An 18,216-nucleotide genomic window follows, 5' to 3' on the forward strand; every position below is an offset into this window, starting at 1 on the left:
TAAAGCGAAATGATTACTATTAGCATAATCTGTATGAAAAATCAACAACGATTGTTGACACTCATGTTTAGGCGTGCATATAATAGGGGTAACCAAACATATGAATGAGTGCTCATATATTGAATACAATTGAAATATAACATCGTTTTTGTACTGCAAAGGGGAGAATTCACATGGGAACCGGACAGGAACAGGTGAAAAGGGAACTGCTGCTTGATGGATTGGATTGTGCGAACTGCGCATTAAAGATCGAGAATGGCGTCAAAAAAATTAAGGGCATTAACGAATGCTCTGTCAATTTTGTTACCAAAACATTATCGCTGCACACCACTTCCGATATGGATGAACAGGTAGTGGAAGAAGCAAAGCGCAAAGTGCTTCGGCTGGAGCCTCATATTCGCATTTCGGAAAAAGGAAAACACGTGAACGGACATGTGCACACCCATACAGGGAGTGCAGCTGGTGCGCATAACCACAGTCATGACCATACCGGACATGATCATGGACACTCACATTCACATGGCAAACACTCGCATACTCATGATCACTCAGATTCAGAGGGACACACACATGGTCATGTGCATGAGCACGGAGGTCATGCTGGACATGATCACAGCCATACGCATGATGATGCCCATGCAGGCCACTCGCATGAACATGGTGCAGGACAGACAAAAGTGTTGCTTGCTCGTCTTGCTGCAGGTTCTGTGTTGCTCGCAGCCGCAATCTGGTCGCCGCTGGAGGGCTGGGCGCAATTTACTCTATATGCGCTCGCTTATCTGATTGCCGGGGGAGATATCGTACTCCAGGCGTCCAAAAACATCATCCGCGGTCAAGTGTTCGATGAATACTTCCTGATGTCCGTCGCTACCTTGGGTGCTTTTGCCATTGGAGAGTATCCGGAAGGGGTAGCGGTCATGCTATTTTATCAGCTCGGGGAGCTGTTTCAGGGCATGGCGGTTAATCGGTCACGCAAGTCGATTCAAGCGCTCATGGACATTCGCCCGGACTACGCGAATATCCTGACGGGTTCGGGTGACGAGACCCGTCGTGTATCTCCGGAAGACGTACGAATTGGTGATCGTATTGTCGTGAAAGCAGGAGAGCGAGTACCGCTGGATGGTATCGTTAGAGCTGGGCGTTCCATGGTGGACACTTCTGCTCTGACAGGTGAATCCGTACCTCGTGAGTTGGAGCCCGGAAGTGATGTACTGAGTGGATTTGTGAACAAAAATGGTATGTTGACGATTGAAGTAACCAAAACGTTTGGTGAATCAACAGTATCCAAAATTTTGGACCTGGTGCAGAACGCGAGCAGCCGGAAAGCGAAAACAGAACATTTTATTAGTAAATTCGCCCGTTATTACACACCGGTTGTTGTTATCCTTGCAGCCTTGATTGCATTTGTTCCCCCATTGATACTTAGTGGTGCAACATTTGCTGACTGGATCTATCGTGCATTGGTCTTCCTGGTTATCTCATGCCCTTGTGCGCTCGTGGTCTCTATTCCACTTGGTTTCTTTGGTGGTATCGGAGCAGCTTCACGTAACGGGATTCTTGTCAAAGGCAGTAACTACCTTGAAGCGTTGAACGATGTAAAAGTTGTTGTTTTTGATAAAACGGGTACACTAACCAAAGGTGTATTCAAAGTAACAGCCATTCATCCCGAAGGTGGACGCACGGAAGAAGAACTGATGGAGCTTGCAGCCATTGCCGAAGCCAATTCCAATCATCCGATTGCTGAATCCATTCGCGTAGCTTGGGCCAAAGCCATTCCCACGCAAGGTGTTGAAGGTTATGACGAAGTTGCCGGACATGGGATTAAGGTGAGCGTCGATGGTCGGGAAGTGCTGGCAGGCAACGCCAAATTAATGAAGCAGGCGGGTATATCCTATACCACACCAGAGACGGCTGGAACGATAGTCCACGTGGCTGAAGCTGGCACGTATGTTGGTCATCTGATCATTGCCGATGAAGTGAAGGATGACGCAGCCGCGGCCATTCAGGCGCTGAAGAAACTCGGCATCCGCAAAACGGTCATGCTGACAGGTGATGCCAAAGCCGTAGGTGAAGCGGTAGGACGCGAGCTGGGTGTGGATGAGGTCTACGCTGAATTGTTGCCACAGGATAAAGTCGAACGACTGGAGCAACTGGAAGCTGCCAAATCTCCGAAGGAAAAAATGGTGTTTGTCGGTGACGGCATCAACGATACACCTGTGCTGGCACGCGCCGATGTGGGTGTGGCCATGGGTGGACTTGGTTCAGATGCCGCGATTGAAGCGGCAGATGTGGTCATCATGACCGATGAACCGTCGAAACTAGCGAGTGCAATCCGCATTGCGAAGCGTACACGAATGATTGTGTGGCAAAATATCGCGTTTGCTCTGGGAGTTAAAGCGATCTTCCTGTTACTCGGTGTGTTTGGCATAGCTACCATGTGGGAAGCGGTATTCTCGGATGTCGGTGTCACGGTGCTAGCTGTCCTGAACGCCATGCGTGTACTTCGTGTGAAGAATATCTAAGTTTACGAAACGATCCAGGCGGCTCTTCGTATATACGTAGAGCCGTTTTTATATTTTTATGTAGATAAGTCTAACTAAACATTTACACGAGAACGGAGAGGACAGAGATAACCTGAAGAAGTGAAGCTACATCGGCAGGTTATTCTGTCACCGGAGTGTCAGTGTAAGCAGCTCTATGGAAGACAACAGTGAAGGGGAGAACGTTTTGACAGGAGCAGTAGTAGGGATCATCATTGGGGTGTGTTATTTCATTCTGGGGTTCATGGTGTTCAAAAAACCACCGAAAATGATTAACGGAATATATGGTTATCGGACCCCGCGTGCAATGAGTAATCCCGAGTTATGGGACGAAGCGCAAAGTTATAGCGCCAATCTGATGATGCAATTTGGTGTGATTATCACGATATTCGGCATTATCGGTTTCTGGCTTACAGATGTACGAGCTTTGGTTCTGAGTCTGGTTGCTACAGGATTTTATACGTTCAGATTGTTTACCAGAGTTGAAGGCCGGTTGAAGCAAATGCAGCGTGCTCAACAGCAACAGAATGAGCAGAATATTTAAGGTAATTTGAATGAATAGTGTACAGAGGAAGACCTGCGTGTGAAGCGGGTCTTTTTTTGTTGAAATAGAAAACTGTAGAGGATGTTAAACTCGCTAAGACTTCATACACAAAATCTAACGTTGACGTTAACGTTAATATTATATATAATTATGTACATAATATTATAGACATATAAAAAGAAGTAGAGGTGAGGGAAATGAGTTTATATAAAATCGACGACGTAGCCAAGGAATGTGGTTTGACCAAGCGAACCATTCGGTATTATGAAGAGATTGGTGTCATGCCTTCACCTCACCGGACAGATGGCGGGACGCGGTTGTACACTCGGGAGGATATCGATTATCTGAAAAAGGTGGTTCGCGCCAAAGAGGTACTTGGATTCTCCCTTCAGGAGTTACATACCTATGTGGCAACGGCAGATGCCTTGAACGAACAACGTTTTGACTACCAGCAAACGACCGAAGTAAGAGAACGGATCGAGAAGCTTACCGCGATGGAAACAACGCTGGATGGTCAGTTGCAACTGATTGAGCAGAAACTTCAGAGCATACATGCCGTACAGACTGAACTGGAAGAGCTGCGTGAACGCGTTCGGAGCGGTATTCAGAAGTTACAGGCACATGATCCGCAGGGTGATGAAGACGGCTAACCGAAAGCATCTAATATTTAATAAACAAAACTGTATACACATAATCGCTACATGGAGTGAGCAACATAGTACCTGTGGCGATCCTGTACAAACACCGGATGTTTCGGTGTCATTTGTGCCGTTTTGTTACCTCTAATTCTGAAAATGTATAGAATGTTTTCATTATTTTCAGGGTCGTTTTCAAATATAAAGCTTAACCACATAAATTATTCACAGGAGGAATTACGTATGAAAAGAGAGCCATCATTACCGGACGAATTGCCGTCATCACGTGGGGGCCTGTTATCCCAACCACGAGCGGTATGGGCGGTTGCCTTTGCATGTATCATATCCTTTATGGGTCTGGGTCTGGTTGACCCGATTCTGCCCGCCATTGCAGATCAGCTGCATGCTTCGAAAAGCCAGGTGTCACTGCTATTTACCAGTTATAACGCTGTAACCGGGGTAGCGATGCTGATTACAGGTGTTGTATCCAGCCGGATTGGTGTGAAGTGGACGCTGCTCAGCGGTATATTGTTGATTATTATCTTCTCGTTCCTCGGCGGTACCTCAGACACGGTAGGTGCACTGGCTGGTTACCGTGGCGGTTGGGGACTGGGTAATGCCTTGTTCATCGCAACGGCGTTATCTGCCATTGTGGGACTGTCCACGTCGGGGACAGCCAAAGCGATTATTTTGTACGAAGCAGCGCTTGGTCTCGGGATTGCGGTTGGACCGCTGCTTGGTGGTGAGCTAGGTTCCATCTCTTGGCGTGGCCCGTTTTATGGGGTGGCTGTTCTGATGGCGATTGCCTTTATCAGCATTACATTTATGTTGCCCAAGATGGCCAAACCGAAAACACGCAGTTCTTTGTCCGATCCGTTTAAAGCATTAAGTTATCCTTCACTGAAAACATTGGCGATTACCGCCTTCCTGTATAACTTTGGTTTCTTTACCTTGATGGCTTATTCACCATATGTCATGAATCTGGATGAGCACGGCTTGGGTTATGTATTCTTTGGCTGGGGACTGATGCTGGCGATTACGTCGGTATTCGTGGCACCAAGATTACAACGCCGATTCGGATCGGTTCCGTCCATGAGTGTCATGCTTACATTGTTCGCGATTGATCTGGTTGTTATGGCAGTAGGTACGGTGATGGGTTCACCAACTACCGTTATTGTGGCAGTCATTGTAGCGGGGATTTTCCTTGGGATTAACAACACGTTAATTACAACGGCTGTTATGGAAGCTGCACCTGTAGAGCGTTCTGTTGCTTCTGCTGCATACAGCTTCGTTCGTTTCCTGGGTGGTGCACTTGCTCCATGGCTTGCGGGTAAATTGTCCGAGTGGTTCCTGCCGGAAACGCCGTTTTATTTTGGTGCATTAATGGTTCTGGTTGGAGTCGTGGTACTGCTGGTGCGCCGTCATCATCTGCGGGATATCGATTCCGCCATTACATCTCATTAATTCACAGGAGGAATTGCAATGCTGAAACGTATATTGGTTGCTGTTGATGGTTCGGATCATGCTCATAAGGCTTTGGAACAAGCTCTGATCCTGGCTGAAGATATGAAATATCCCGCAAGTCTGTTGATCGTGCACGTGAATCCTGCCATTTCGATCAATGAACCTGCATTGGGTGTTGATCTGGAAGCTCGGATTGCCGAAGAAGGGCAACATATTATAGAACCTGTGACTAATCAGTTGTCAGGGCGTGACGTTGCATATGAAACGCTGTTGATTGCAGGTGATCCCGTTAATGAGATCTGCCGTGTGGCGCGTGAAAGAGATTGTGGAATGATTGTGATGGGTACCGGCGGGAAAGGCATGCTCGCAGAGATGATCGTGGGCAGTGTCAGTCATGGCGTGTTAAAACATGCAGAATGCCCCGTCCTGACGGTTAAATAGGTTGTGAAATCCTTTATAATGCAATAGCTCAAGATCGCCACAATGGCTCATCAGGTACGTTACAAGCTATGATTGCCGAATACCGTAGTGGGTTGATGGCACGGAAATAGTGTATAAATAGATTATATAAATTAAACTGAACTTTTACATGAGACAGCGATTGGTGGGTTGTTCTGTCATCGAAGTGGCAGTGTAATATTCTTTTCTCTAGTTCAATAGGTTCTAAAAGGATGGAGGATGCAGCATATGAAAAAACAACATCTGTTTATCGGTGGCAAACCCACCGAATCCGTAGATTATAAAACACTTCAAGCACCATACTCCGGGGAAACGCTCGCAGAAGTCTCGTCGGCTTCAGCCGAGGAAGCGGAGGCTGCTATTGCAGCTGCCGTTCAGGCTGGGAAGGCAATGCGCCAGATGCCTGCACATCAGCGTGCAGATATTCTGTACAAGTTGTCCTCCATGCTCGAAGAACGCAAGGAAGAAGCAGCGCGAATCATAGCGCTTGAAGCGGCGAAGCCGATTACCGCAGCGCTGGCAGAGGTTGACCGGACGGTGGAAACGTATCGTTTTGCCGCCGAAGAAGCCAAACGACTGACTGGAGAGACGGTTCCGATGGATGCAGCCAAAGGTGGAGAAGGACGTATCGGTTATACGATGCGGCAACCTCTAGGTGTCATCGGTGCGATTACGCCGTTTAATTTTCCAATGAATCTGGTAGCCCACAAAGTAGGCCCAGCGCTGGCAGCGGGTAATACGATCGTACTCAAACCTGCGGAACAGACGCCTCTGTCTTCCTATTACATCGCTAATCTGCTTCAGGAAGCCGGACTGCCGGATGGTGCACTGAACGTGGTGAGCGGTGATGGCAAAACGATTGGTGATGTGCTTGTGGAGCACCCCCGTGTTGCTCATATTACGTTTACAGGCAGTCCAGCGGTAGGCACGAGCATTCGTAGCAAAGCAGGACTAAAACGCGTGACATTGGAGCTTGGGTCGAATGCAGCGGTGATTGTGGATAAGGACGCAGATCTGGACAAAGTGGTTCCTCGATGTGTGACCGGTGCTTTCACGTATCAGGGACAGGTATGTATCTCGCTACAGCGAATCTACGTACATCGTGACATCTCGGAAGAATTCATCCGGCGTTTCGCTGAAGCGGCTAAACAAGTGGTGGTCGGAGACCCGCTGAGCCCGGATACGGTGGTCTCTGCGCTGATTACCTCCAAGGATGTACAGCGTACACTCGACTGGATTGAAGAAGCCAAACAGGCAGGGGCTAAGGTGGTAGCAGGCGGTCAAGCTGAAGGAGGCATTCTTCGTCCAACGGTATTGATTAACGTTCCGCGTGATGCCAAGGTATCCTGTCAGGAAGTGTTTGCACCCATCGTTGTGATCAATACGGTAGATTCCGTTGAAGAGGGTATTGAACATGTTAACGATTCGATATACGGGCTTCAGGCAGGCGTATTTACAAACGATATCCATACCGCCCTCCATGCTGTCGATCAGATTGAAGCAGGCGGAGTTATGATTAATGATATTCCGACGTTCCGAGTGGATCACATGCCCTATGGTGGGGTGAAACAGAGTGGTATCGGACGTGAAGGTGTAAAATATGCTGTAGAGGAAATGACGGAATTGAAATTTGTTATGTTTAACAAAGGGTGATTCTCTTCCATTATTTTACTCAATATACCGTATGCCAATGAAAACATAACCACACACGCCTGTGCCAGAATAATGGCACAGGTTTTTTTTATAGGAGATCATAGAAATTATATAAGTTCAACAAAATATTTACACTGATAAAGGAGAGGACAGAAATAACCAGAAGAAACGAAGTGTTCGCCTTTATCCCCGGATTTTTCCCTTTAAAAAGGGAATCAAAAAAATCTGGGGATAACAGTGATCGGAAGGTTATTCTGTCATCGAGTGGCCAGTGTTAATATTATTTGGTTGAACTTATATATCAAAAAAATACATGCGGATTCTTCGCCGACTGCGGGTTCACATCTGATGAGACGGGTATAACATAGTTAACATACCGCAACATAACTGACCAAACGCCGCTCATATCACCGAAGCATGATGTACCCATCCAGAGCACGAGCGGAATGAAGCGGTATAGCATTGCCGAAAGTCTTATATTCTCTCATTATTCAAATACAATGCAGTATGAATTAAGCCTGAACTCTGGAGTTGCAGGACAGGCAGGAGGTGTATTCAAATGGCATATTCCATGGTTGACGTATCGGGAATGTCAGGCGTAAGTCTGAACGAACTGAGCCAGTATGCGGAGACAGGTCTTCTGAATCCGGCTTTTGGGGATATAGATGAGGACATCTATTATGAAAAGCAGGAATTGCTGAGACTCCAGCAAATCCTTTTCTGTAAGGAAGTAGGTATGAAGGAGAATGAGATTGCCCCGATGCTCCGGGATAATCCTCAGGATGTCATACGCATCATGAAGCAGCATCGCATTGATATTCTGGAGAAGGCACTCCGTCTGCATGGATTGATTCAGACACTGGACAAAACGATCTCTCATTTGCAAGGTGAACAGGAAATTGATGAACATGATCTTTATATCGGTTTTGTAAATAAGGGGCGTCACCAGTTGCTGAATGAATCGGGTTCTGAAGCTGTAGTCACTAATAATATGAACCATGTGCAGACAGACGGTTCTCAGAGGTCCGACATCCAATCTTCCAATTCATCCACATTACCTGAAAATCAGGAGTTGAAGTCAAAAGAAGATTATCTGGATTCCCAGGCGAAAATTGATCAAGTTCATCTGGACTTGCAACAGGCCATTGAGGACGGATTGGAGCCCGGTAGTGCAAAAGTACAACAGATTATTGGCAGGCATCTTGAATGGATCAAAGGTTATTATACACCCACCGCTGAGATCTATCGGGATTTGGCCAATCTGTATGTAGAGCATAAAAATTTCCGTCAGATGTATGATGGTTACCACCCGAGGCTGGCTGAATTCCTGCGGGATGGGATGATGATTAAAGCGGAACATGAATTATCCTAGATGCATAAAGTAACATGGGCGAGCAAGAACATGGGTGTGAATCATAATGGATAACAAAGAGCGCAGACCTCTGAGAGGACTGCGCTCTTTGTTATTACGGGTTCATCATCATCGTATGTGATGAGACTCCGATCACCTTATTCATCATTTCCTAAAGGGGTATGGTTGCCTCCAACTGCTCTGTGAGCAGGCTTACGGCTTTCTCCAGGAAGACGCGGTCTTCGTCGTCAAAACGGTTTTTGATCGGGCTGTCGATATCCAGCACCCCGTAAAGTTCGCCGTTTTTGATAATCGGTACAACGATCTCACTGTTCGATGCTGCATCACAGGCAATGTGGCCTGGGAAGGCATGAACATCATCAACGACCAGGGTACGTTTTTCCGCAGCAGATGTGCCACATACACCACGTCCCAGTGGAATTCGGATACAGGCAGGCAGTCCTTGGAATGGTCCGAGGACCAGTTCTTTTCCATCATACAGATAGAAGCCGACCCAATTGGTGTCGGTCATAAATACATTGAGCAGCGCAGCAGCGTTCGCCAGATTGGCAATCGCACTAGGTTCATCGCGGATCAGAGCACTTAACTGTCCCAGGACGGCGGTGTGCTGCTCACTTCGTGTTCCTTCATAGGAAACAGCTTGAAACATGGTAAATCACCCTCCCGAGCAAAATGGTACTTATTTTCAAGATAGTGCAGAGGATGCGGTTAGTCAAGCGGAGGATTTCGGAAAGGGAAGGGAATCCCTGAAGAATCCTCCTGTTTCTCAGCTTCTTACGTGGGGTAATTACTTAGCAACCACGGAGGGCTATAACCCGGGAAGGAGCTTGGCTTATGCATGCAGAGGTACAGAATCTTTTTGTACGGATTCATCTACTACATTTCGCGCAAAATCAGGATTTGAACGTTAGCGAGGCACTGCCCCTATTGGAAGAACGGGGATATCGCGTTGGAGAGCGGGAGATCAAGCAGGAGCTTGAACACCTGACACAGGAGAACTTCCTGACCGCCCACGGGGACCAATGGAGCCTGACCGGGACTGGCATCGAAGAATTCAAGGAAATTACGGCTGTGTTTGGCCGGGTTAGCGATGAATTACTGGGGAAGGGCAAGAAAACGTCCAAAGCTTAAAATTCATTAGGACAAGCCATGATTCCGTAATTCACTCAAACTTGAATTGTTCCAAACGTACATCAAGACCGGGAGCGAAATTGGCCCGGTTTTTTGACGTGTGTGCATGACTGAACAGTTGCCATTCGGCGCAGGTTATGATTAGATGACTAGTGAATATTATGGTCTGCGGAGATAGATCGGATCGGAGTGTCTTTATATGTATAAATGCAAAGGAAGAATTCCCGAAATGGAGACTGCGCGGCTTCGTCTGCGTAAAATGCGTCGCCGAGATGCGGCCCAAATGTTCGCATGCTGGTCAGATCGCGAGGTGACCCGTTACATGAATCTTGCACCCATGATTGGGACAAGCGAAGCGGCGGACATGATTGGACTGCTCAACCAAATGGCAGGAGAAGAGGATGCGATCCGCTGGGGGATCGAACTCAAAGAAACAGGCAAGCTCATCGGTAGCTGTGGCTTTAACACATGGCAGCTTGAAGGCGCATTCCGGGGTGAGATCGGTTATGAGCTGGGACGTGATTATTGGCGACATGGTTATATGACGGAGGCTTTCTCCGCATTGCTGCCCTTTGGATATGAGACCATGGGTCTTAATCGAATTGAAGCGCTGGTTGATCCGCGTAATCTGGCTTCCGGCGAGTTCCTGACAAACCGCGGCTTCACGCGTGAAGGATTGCTGCGACAGGTGCAACATACGTCCACCGGATATAAAGATATGGTGATGTATTCCATGTTGTATGATGAGTTTCTTCGTAAGAAAGGTAAATAAAAGAGACAATATATAATTGCTTTTAAATTTACACGTAAACGAAGAAACAGAACAAAGCTGGAGAAGCGAAGCGATCGCCTTTAAAGCTTTCTGAAAGAAAGCTACATCGGAAGCATACGCTATCACCGGATTTCTCCTATAGAGAGGAGAAGAAAAAATCTGGGGATAACAGCGATTGGAAGCTTGTTCTGGTTCGTAGTAGAGGTGTAAATTAACGTACCAATTATATAGAGATGAAGAGAGAAGGGTTTGTGTGAATGCAACTGGAGGTTTGAAGCGCAGTTTCATCTTGACGGGGCTGTTGCTCGCGACATTTCTGTCAGCGATTGAAGGCACCGTAATTGGTCCGGCAGGGCCGACCATTGTCAGTGAACTGGGGAGTGTACAGCTGCTGAGCTGGATTTTCACCGCATACCTGTTGACGATGGCTGTGAGTACGCCCATTTTCGGTAAAATCAGTGACTTGTATGGACGAAAGCCTGTATTTCTGATTGGCTGTGCGTTATTTTTACTGGGTTCACTCTTGTGCTGTCTGTCGCAGAACATGGAGCAATTGATTATTTTCCGTGCTATTCAAGGGATTGGTGCGGGTGCGGTAGTTCCTGTTACATTTACGATTATTGGGGACATCTACGCCATTGAAGAACGTGGCAAAATCCAAGGCTGGATTAGCTCCGTGTGGGGCATTTCCTCTCTGGCTGGACCGCTGCTTGGTGGTTATTTTGTAGATAATCTCGGCTGGCAGTGGATCTTTGGTTTTAATGTGCCGTTTGGTCTGCTTGCAATGTGGTTTGTATTTCGTTATCTGAAGGAAGATATCTCGCCGCGTACAGCCAAAATTGACTATGTCGGTGCGCTGACCTTCACGGTGGGCATTACCGCATTGTTATTTGTCCTGTCGGCGGGTGGGCAATATTATGCCTGGAGTTCTCCGTTGATTGTTGTGCTGAGTGTGGTCGCCGCTCTGTTTATTATTTTATTTTTTGTGGTGGAAAAAAGAGCTCAGGCCCCTATGGTTCCACTACATTTGTTCCGAATACGGGACATCCGTGTGGCGAATATCGCCGGACTCCTGACCAGTACTTTGATGATCGGCCTGACCAGTTATTTGCCGCTCTGGGTGCAGGGGGTTCGGGGAGGTAATGCGACGGAATCTGGGCTGCTGCTCGCGCCGATGTCGGTGGGTTGGCTCATTGGTAGTGTGATGGCAGGCCGCCTGTTGATGAAAATTGGATCACGTATGACCGCATTGATTGGGTTAACCGGTATTGCGATTGGATCGGGTGGACTCTTTCTGGTGGGCGGGACATCCCCGCAGGCTGTGCTCTTTATATTGACCTTTATTTATGGTCTCGGCTTCGGATTTGCGTTTACGATCTTCACCATTATTGCGCAGTCGTCTGTAGGGTATAAGGAACGTGGTTCCTCTACGGCACTGCATACGTTCATGCGTACGTTGGGACAGACGATTGGTGCAGCGGCTTTTGGTACTTGGTTGAACTATCGGATCTCCACGTTATCCAGTGAACAGAATCTGGCGGAGGCTGGAATTTCGGAGAATGATCTGAATGAACTGCTCGCTCCACATACGGATGCTGCCCTATCGGATGACAAATGGGCGTTGCTGCGTAACGTTCTGGAAGGAAGCTTGCATTCCCTGTTTGTCATTATGTTTGTCATTGCACTGATCTCGTGGGTAACCACGCTTGCTCTACGCAAACGTTTGATCGTACCCGAAGATGCAGATGCTCCACGGCAGCCACAAGGCTCAAAGTAAAAGTGGATGTATACGAAAAACCGGATTCGCCGATGTCAGGCAAATCCGGTTATTTTTGTTGATGGCACATGTGCAGTGGATTAGAGTATATTTTCAAACTCAGGCAAGTGATACGTTGGGGGATGTTCGGATCTAAAGTATTTTGAATTACAGGCTGGCTGATCCTGGTGAATTGTCCAGACGAATTTCTAAGGAACTGAGGACGTCTTATTTGACCTTCTGCTCCTCTTTTTAAATTGTAAGGAACATGAGACACGTTATTTCCCGAAATAACCTGAAAAACACGTTGTAAACGGCTGTTTATTCAAAGATAGCGTGTGTCAGATTCCTTAAAATGCTGCAAGCGCTTCAAACCCCTGAATAAGACGTCACAGGTTCGTTAGCGTTAGCGCTCCCGCTTTCGACAGGTTTAAAGATACGCTCTAGCTGCTCGCTGATAAACGGTCTGCAGAATGTGCAAGCCTTCCCAAGAGTTCGGACAGCAATTCCTTGTCTTCCTCACTTAGTCCACTTACAGCCCGATCAATCTTCAACGCATAGCCTGGATAGATGTCATCCATGGTGCGCTGTCCTTCTTCGGTCAATTCCACAAAGATGATACGTCTGTCTTGCGGACAATGTTTGCGGTGTAACAATCCTTTTTGCTCCAGCTTATCGATCACATAGGTCACATTACCACTTTGCAGCAGAAGTTGTGCGCCAACCTGTTGAATCGGCTGAGCTCCTTTCATATATAACACTTCGAGCACCCCGTATGCGGTGGGGTTGAAGCCATGCACTTTGCTTCCGGATACAGCGTGTTCATTCACGCTCTTGAATGTCTGGGCCAAGGTGCGGTACAGATGAAGTGAACGTTCGGTTCCGATTTCTTGTAATTCCAGCATGCTGATCCCGCCTTTTCAGATTAGTTTATAAGTTGAAATGATGAAGAGGGGTCCTCTCCGTTATGCTGTTCATGTAAAAGAGTATTTCAACTTATATGAGTTGGTTAGTTATGTTTGACGATTCAGGTTGTCGCCATAGTTTAATTGTAAACTTCTATTTCTACGAAAAACATGCGATATGTCACAAGATTTGCATTTTTAGCATTTAAAATTTGATCATTCATCATGCTGAAAAATCATCCTTCAGATGTCGCTTTTTCTCCGCCTCTGGCAGGAGGTCGAGTCAAGGGCTGCTCTATATAATGGGTTCATACTATGAATTGGAAGATAATGGAGGAGAAGAAGGATGACAAGTGATTTAACGTTTGAAGGACAACGACCGCTGAAGAATAACCGATCTTTTGTAACATTGATGGTGGCACAGGCTATTTCCAATCTGGGTGATTGGCTGCATCTGCTCGCAATTCTGACCCTCGTGGGTATCCGCTGGAATGCAACGCCATGGGAGATTACATTTGTCACACTTTCCGCAGCACTACCCATACTGTTGACAGGGCCATTCGCAGGCACACTTGCAGATCGCCTGAACCGAAAATGGCTGATGATTGTAGCCGATGGTGCACGGATTATCATCGTGGGTGCGTTAATTTTTGCTGACCAGATCTGGCACGTCTACATACTGCTTGTCCTCAAATCCCTGTTTGATGTAATCTTCTCTCCGGCCAAAAACGGAAAGCTGAAGGAAATTGTACCCCGCGAACAACTTGCGCAAGCTGTATCCATCAGCTCGGTGATCGAACAGATGTCCAAAATTATTGGTCCAGCGCTTGGCGGACTTTTGGTAGCCGCCTTTGGAATTACCTGGTGTTTTGTTCTCGATTCAGCGTCTTTTCTGATCTCCGGCATCATTTTATTGTGGATTCCTGGAACTCGGGTGATCCAAACCGCAATTCATAACGTAACAGAAGTAGAGGAAGAGCCAGCTGGGGATGTTCGCAACCGCTCAAAAGGCTCTTTTTGGAAAGAAACACTGGAGGGTATCCGCATGCTTGCATCTCTCCCTCATGTAGGAACGTCTCTGATTTTGCTTGCTTCAGCCATACTTTTTCTGCAATTTGCCGATTCACAGACTGTGGTGTTATTCAGACAACTTCCCGGAATTTCAACTGATCTGCTGGGATGGTGCGTGGCAGCAAGTGGCGCAGGTACATTAATTGCAGCGATGAGTGTACGGAAGTGGAAGCATGCAGGGCATGTTTTGAAAATGGGTCTGGGTACCACACTCATGGGTCTGGTTATCGGCGGAGCCGGAGTTATTGTTGGGATTTGGCCGCACGCCGGGCTAGGTGCCAATCTGTTGTTAGTATCCCTCTTTGCCCTGGCAGGTGTCGGAATTGGGTTTGCAATTGTACCCTTTCAGATCCTGTTGCAGGAACAGACACCTGAGGCGATGACAGGCAGGGTATTTGGAACGGTAGGCAGCGTGATGACAGCCAGTAATATTATGGGCCCGGTGGTAGGTGGATTTATGGTCACTTCATTTGGTGTAGTGCCGGCTTTTGTCTGTTCAGGCATTTTGCTGACCCTGCTTGGTTTGATTTATTTGATGAAACGTAGCGGGGAAAAAGCCGATCTGACTGGCTCCATTGAAGCCAAGACCATGATTGCAGGCGACTGAAAACAGGCCGGATCTGCTCAGGTTAGAACAGTTGAAATGAAGGTTTGAATTTACTTCAAATTTTAAGTTTATGATTAAAAAGCGTTTGAGTAAACGCCTTCACGTTTAATGAGGAACAGGCAGAAATCCCTGTATTCTAATTATTCCTAGGGGAAAACTCATATGCCTTGTCCCACCAACGCATTAGCGGAAAGGGGGTGAAGCAACTTGAATGTAAAGTTACCAAAATCGATTATACGTCTTGGAAGCATACCACTGGCAATACTTGCCGGGACTTTGATGCTGGGGTTTGGATCGTCACATGTATACGCAGACGAGGCTCAGGTATCTTCTGAAAAACCTTCCAGCGGATTGTCGCTCAGTTTGTTTTCACGTGATTCGGATGGCGGGTTGAACCTGACTCCGTCAGTATCGGTATCCACACCACTGCTGGATGTTGAAGTTCCGTCGATCAAAGCGAATGAATCGACAGGTAAGCTGAGTGTATCTGAGCTGAAAGTAGATACACCGCTTGGATCGGCCGGAACATCAGAGATTGGGGTTGATGCGAAGAAGGGAACCGTCGAACTGCCGTCTGTACAGGCGGATACACCGGTGATCAAAGCCGATGTATCAAGCAGTCAGATGAACCTCAACGAAGGTACAGCTTCCTTGCCTGGCGTTACCGCAGAGGTACCCGAGGTGATCAAGGCAGAGACGTCCGCTGTGAAAACAGATCTTCGGCAGGGCAAGGTTGAATTACCTTCCGTGAAGGTGGATGTACCTGAAGTTACTTCGATCAATATCTCTTCATCCCGTGTTGATCTGAGTAAGGGAAATGTCCAGCTGCCATCTGTGGAAGCAGAAGTTCCAGTTGTAGACGTATCCACTGAACTCAATCCTGATCAGGAAAAGGTGGAGATTCCAAGTGTGAAGCTGGAACCGCCTGTAGTCACTCCAGAAAAGCCGACGATCGTCAAAACACCGAATGTTGAAATTTCCAATACGAGTGCACTCGCAGATCCTGTTTCACCACAGAACAACGAGGAAGGACAGGACGCAATACAGGTTACGGGTAAAGTGATGGAGGTCACCCCGGAACCAGTAGTGCGTCCAGAACAACCTGTTGTCCCGCAGGCATTGCCTATGGAAGGAACCGATCTGACGCAGGATTCCGATGTAATTGCAGGATTGCCTGATAACGAGTTATTCCTCGTAGATCAGATAACTGCTAAACCAGCTGTCACTGAACAAGTGCAGAGTAACCAGGAAGCCAATCTGAAACAAGATGATGTCGATGCATCATCTCCATTGCAACCTCGCACAGAACGACCAACCAGTTGGTCTGTTGCAACAACTTCTCCCGGAGCAGCTAATGCTTCCGCAGGGACAAACTCCGGTTCGTCCGGTGTAACTGGAGGTGGAGCAACCGCTCCAGCCGCTGCGCTTCCGGGAGCAACAACAGGTCTGGTTACACCAGATTACGATTTTGCTTTCCGAATGGAACGGCTCGATGGGTTCAGTCAATGGTCACAGGCACCGCCTGGGCGGCCGCCGCAATATACCTCTTTCTCTTAGGCAACAATGGCGTTAATTCAACCAAAATTGAGAAGGAGTGTATATAATCATGAAAAAAGTGAATCGTTGGGTAAAATTGTCGGTATTGTCGGGTACGTTGGTGGCTGGATTGCTGGGAGCTTCGCAGGCAACTTACGCAGATAGCTATAGCAATAACAGCAGTAGTAATCTGGATCTAAATGCAGGTTTGCGTCTGGAGTTAGGATCTCTTCTGTCAGGACACCGTGACACAGGTTACGGAAACAATGGTAGCTACGGAGGTTCATCCAGTGCAACTGGAGTATTGAATCTGGATCTTGGCCTTAACGCCGGCTTATCTTCCGAGAGTATGAACCGTTACAATGATCGTTCTTCCGACCACACAGTTGAGCGTAGCAGTTCTGGCAAGCTGGGCCTTGGCCTGAATGCCAATGTGTCGGGAGAAGGTACAACGATGTGCGACTATTCAAGAGGCGGCGATGATCGGAAAGTAAACAGCAGCTATGCGAGTGAAAGTCGTGGAGCGCTGGATCTCGGTCTGAACGTGAATGCCGAAGGTGAGAGTGCAACATGGACTCAATCTGAACGCAATAACAGCGTGAAAGACAGCGAGCGTAACACGAACAGCAGCTATGCGAGTGAAAGCCGTGGCGCACTGGATCTCGGTCTGAATGCAAAAGTCGAAGGAGAGAGTGCAACGATGACTCAATCTGAACGCACTAACAGCGTGAAAGACGGCGAGCGTAATGTGAACAGTAGCTATGCGAGCGAAAGCCGTGGCGCGCTGGATCTGGGTCTGAACGCGAAAGCTGAAGGTGAGAGTGCTACAGTAGCTCAAACTGAACTCAACAACAGCGTGAAAGACAGAGAGCGTAACACGAACAGCAGCTATGCGAGCGAAAGCCGCGGTGTACTAGATCTGGGTCTGAACGCGAAAGCAGAAGGAGAGAGTGCGACATGGACTCAATCCGAACGCAACAATAGCGTGAATGACCGTGAGCGTAACGTAAACAGTAGCACTGCGAGCGAAAGCCGTGGAGCACTGGATCTAGGTCTTAACGCAAAAGCAGAAGGAGAGAGTGCAACGATGGCTCAATCTGAACGCACTAACAGCGTGAAAGACGGCGAGGGTAACACGAACAGTAGCACTGCGAGCGAAAGCCGTGGCGCACTGGATCTCGGTCTGAACGTGAATGCCGAAGGAGAGAGTGCAACGATGGCTCAATCTGAACGCAACAACAGTGTGAATGACCGTGAGCGTACCGACAGCAGCAGCAGCTATGCGAGCGAAAGCCGCGGAGCACTGGATCTGGGGCTGAACGCCAAAGCCGAAGGAGAGAGTGCGACATGGACTCAATCCGAACGCAACAATAGCGTGAATGACCGTGAGCGTAACGTAAACAGTAGCACTGCGAGCGAAAGCCGTGGAGCACTGGATCTGGGTCTGAACGCGAATGCCGAAGGAGAGAGTGCAACGATGGCTCAATCCGAACGCAACAACAGCGTGAATGACGTTGATCGTAAAGTGAACAGTAGCTATGCAAACGAAAGTCGCGGTGCTCTGGATCTGGATCTGAACGTGGATGCAGATGCAGAGAGTGAAACTACATCTGCGGTGGAGACAAATCGGTAATATGAGATTTTCACTGTAATATGAAGAAGCAGGGGCTCCGGAACCCCTGCTTCTTTTTTATTATAAAATTTGAAATAATATGCAAATAGACAAAAGTTTCAGTGTTATTGTTATAACAGTTGAATGGTACAACTAGTG

At 47.7% G+C, this 18,216-nt stretch carries 15 protein-coding genes; 13 read left to right on the forward strand and 2 right to left on the reverse strand.

The genetic code is table 11. The features are described 5' to 3' along the window. The first annotated feature begins 173 nt into the window (after window positions 1-173). The 7 genes from MKY01_RS03310 to MKY01_RS03340 all read left to right on the forward strand — a co-directional run bounded on the left by MKY01_RS03310 (window position 174) and on the right by MKY01_RS03340 (window position 8,667). Complete coding sequence (locus MKY01_RS03310; protein WP_339285342.1) at window positions 174-2,522, forward strand: heavy metal translocating P-type ATPase; 2,349 nt, start codon at window positions 174-176, stop codon at window positions 2,520-2,522. 205 nt (window positions 2,523-2,727) lie between these two features. Further along, on the forward strand, window positions 2,728-3,084 hold the full coding sequence (locus tag MKY01_RS03315; protein ID WP_339285344.1) for an SdpI family protein: 357 nt from the start codon (window positions 2,728-2,730) through the stop codon (window positions 3,082-3,084). A 197-nt stretch (window positions 3,085-3,281) separates the two neighbouring features. After that, window positions 3,282-3,734 (forward strand): MerR family transcriptional regulator, encoded by a 453-nt coding sequence (locus MKY01_RS03320; protein WP_339285345.1) that lies wholly within the window; start codon window positions 3,282-3,284, stop codon window positions 3,732-3,734. 228 nt (window positions 3,735-3,962) lie between these two features. Further along, window positions 3,963-5,183 carry an MFS transporter gene (locus MKY01_RS03325; protein WP_339285346.1) on the forward strand — a complete coding sequence of 407 codons (1,221 nt, stop codon included), beginning with the start codon at window positions 3,963-3,965 and terminating at the stop codon, window positions 5,181-5,183. Window positions 5,184-5,201: 18 nt separating this feature from the next. Next, window positions 5,202-5,624: a universal stress protein gene (locus MKY01_RS03330; RefSeq protein WP_339285348.1), complete on the forward strand. Its 423-nt coding sequence runs from the start codon at window positions 5,202-5,204 to the stop codon at window positions 5,622-5,624. Window positions 5,625-5,870: 246 nt separating this feature from the next. Beyond that, window positions 5,871-7,295 carry an aldehyde dehydrogenase family protein gene (locus MKY01_RS03335; protein ID WP_339285350.1) on the forward strand — a complete coding sequence of 475 codons (1,425 nt, stop codon included), beginning with the start codon at window positions 5,871-5,873 and terminating at the stop codon, window positions 7,293-7,295. A gap of 559 nt (window positions 7,296-7,854) precedes the next feature. Beyond that, on the forward strand, window positions 7,855-8,667 hold the full coding sequence (locus MKY01_RS03340) for a TipAS antibiotic-recognition domain-containing protein (protein WP_127550840.1): 813 nt from the start codon (window positions 7,855-7,857) through the stop codon (window positions 8,665-8,667). 151 nt (window positions 8,668-8,818) lie between these two features. Here the strand turns inward: MKY01_RS03340 and MKY01_RS03345 are convergent, their stop codons facing one another. Continuing rightward, a complete protein-coding gene (locus MKY01_RS03345; RefSeq protein WP_036614172.1) occupies window positions 8,819-9,316 on the reverse strand; it encodes a GAF domain-containing protein in 498 nt (165 codons plus the stop codon). A 185-nt stretch (window positions 9,317-9,501) separates the two neighbouring features. On the opposite strand from MKY01_RS03345, the gene MKY01_RS03350 reads away from it, so the two are divergent. The 3 genes from MKY01_RS03350 to MKY01_RS03360 all read left to right on the forward strand — a co-directional run bounded on the left by MKY01_RS03350 (window position 9,502) and on the right by MKY01_RS03360 (window position 12,347). Then, window positions 9,502-9,798: a hypothetical protein gene (locus MKY01_RS03350; RefSeq protein WP_076254765.1), complete on the forward strand. Its 297-nt coding sequence runs from the start codon at window positions 9,502-9,504 to the stop codon at window positions 9,796-9,798. A 199-nt stretch (window positions 9,799-9,997) separates the two neighbouring features. Next, window positions 9,998-10,570, forward strand: a complete 573-nt coding sequence (locus tag MKY01_RS03355; RefSeq protein ID WP_076254763.1) for a GNAT family protein — start codon at window positions 9,998-10,000, stop codon at window positions 10,568-10,570. Between the two features lie 271 nt (window positions 10,571-10,841). Next, entirely contained in the window at window positions 10,842-12,347 is a 1,506-nt protein-coding gene (locus MKY01_RS03360) for an MDR family MFS transporter (protein WP_339287076.1), read from the forward strand. A gap of 422 nt (window positions 12,348-12,769) precedes the next feature. Here MKY01_RS03360 and MKY01_RS03365 read toward each other — a convergent pair whose 3' ends face one another. Then, window positions 12,770-13,231, reverse strand: a complete 462-nt coding sequence (locus MKY01_RS03365) for a MarR family transcriptional regulator (protein ID WP_017690799.1) — start codon at window positions 13,229-13,231, stop codon at window positions 12,770-12,772. Between the two features lie 346 nt (window positions 13,232-13,577). Here MKY01_RS03365 and MKY01_RS03370 point away from each other — a divergent pair, with 346 nt between their 5' ends. The 3 genes from MKY01_RS03370 (at window position 13,578) to MKY01_RS03380 (ending at window position 18,078) form a co-directional block, all read left to right on the forward strand. Further along, on the forward strand, window positions 13,578-14,909 hold the full coding sequence (locus MKY01_RS03370; RefSeq protein WP_339285353.1) for an MFS transporter: 1,332 nt from the start codon (window positions 13,578-13,580) through the stop codon (window positions 14,907-14,909). 207 nt (window positions 14,910-15,116) lie between these two features. Next, window positions 15,117-16,466: a hypothetical protein gene (locus MKY01_RS03375; RefSeq protein WP_339285354.1), complete on the forward strand. Its 1,350-nt coding sequence runs from the start codon at window positions 15,117-15,119 to the stop codon at window positions 16,464-16,466. Window positions 16,467-16,515: 49 nt separating this feature from the next. Further along, window positions 16,516-18,078, forward strand: coding sequence for a hypothetical protein (locus MKY01_RS03380; RefSeq protein WP_339285356.1), 1,563 nt, complete (start codon window positions 16,516-16,518; stop codon window positions 18,076-18,078). Window positions 18,079-18,216: the final 138 nt, after the last annotated feature.

This window comes from Paenibacillus sp. FSL R5-0486, from assembly GCF_037975155.1.
GTDB classification, from domain to species: domain Bacteria; phylum Bacillota; class Bacilli; order Paenibacillales; family Paenibacillaceae; genus Paenibacillus; species Paenibacillus amylolyticus.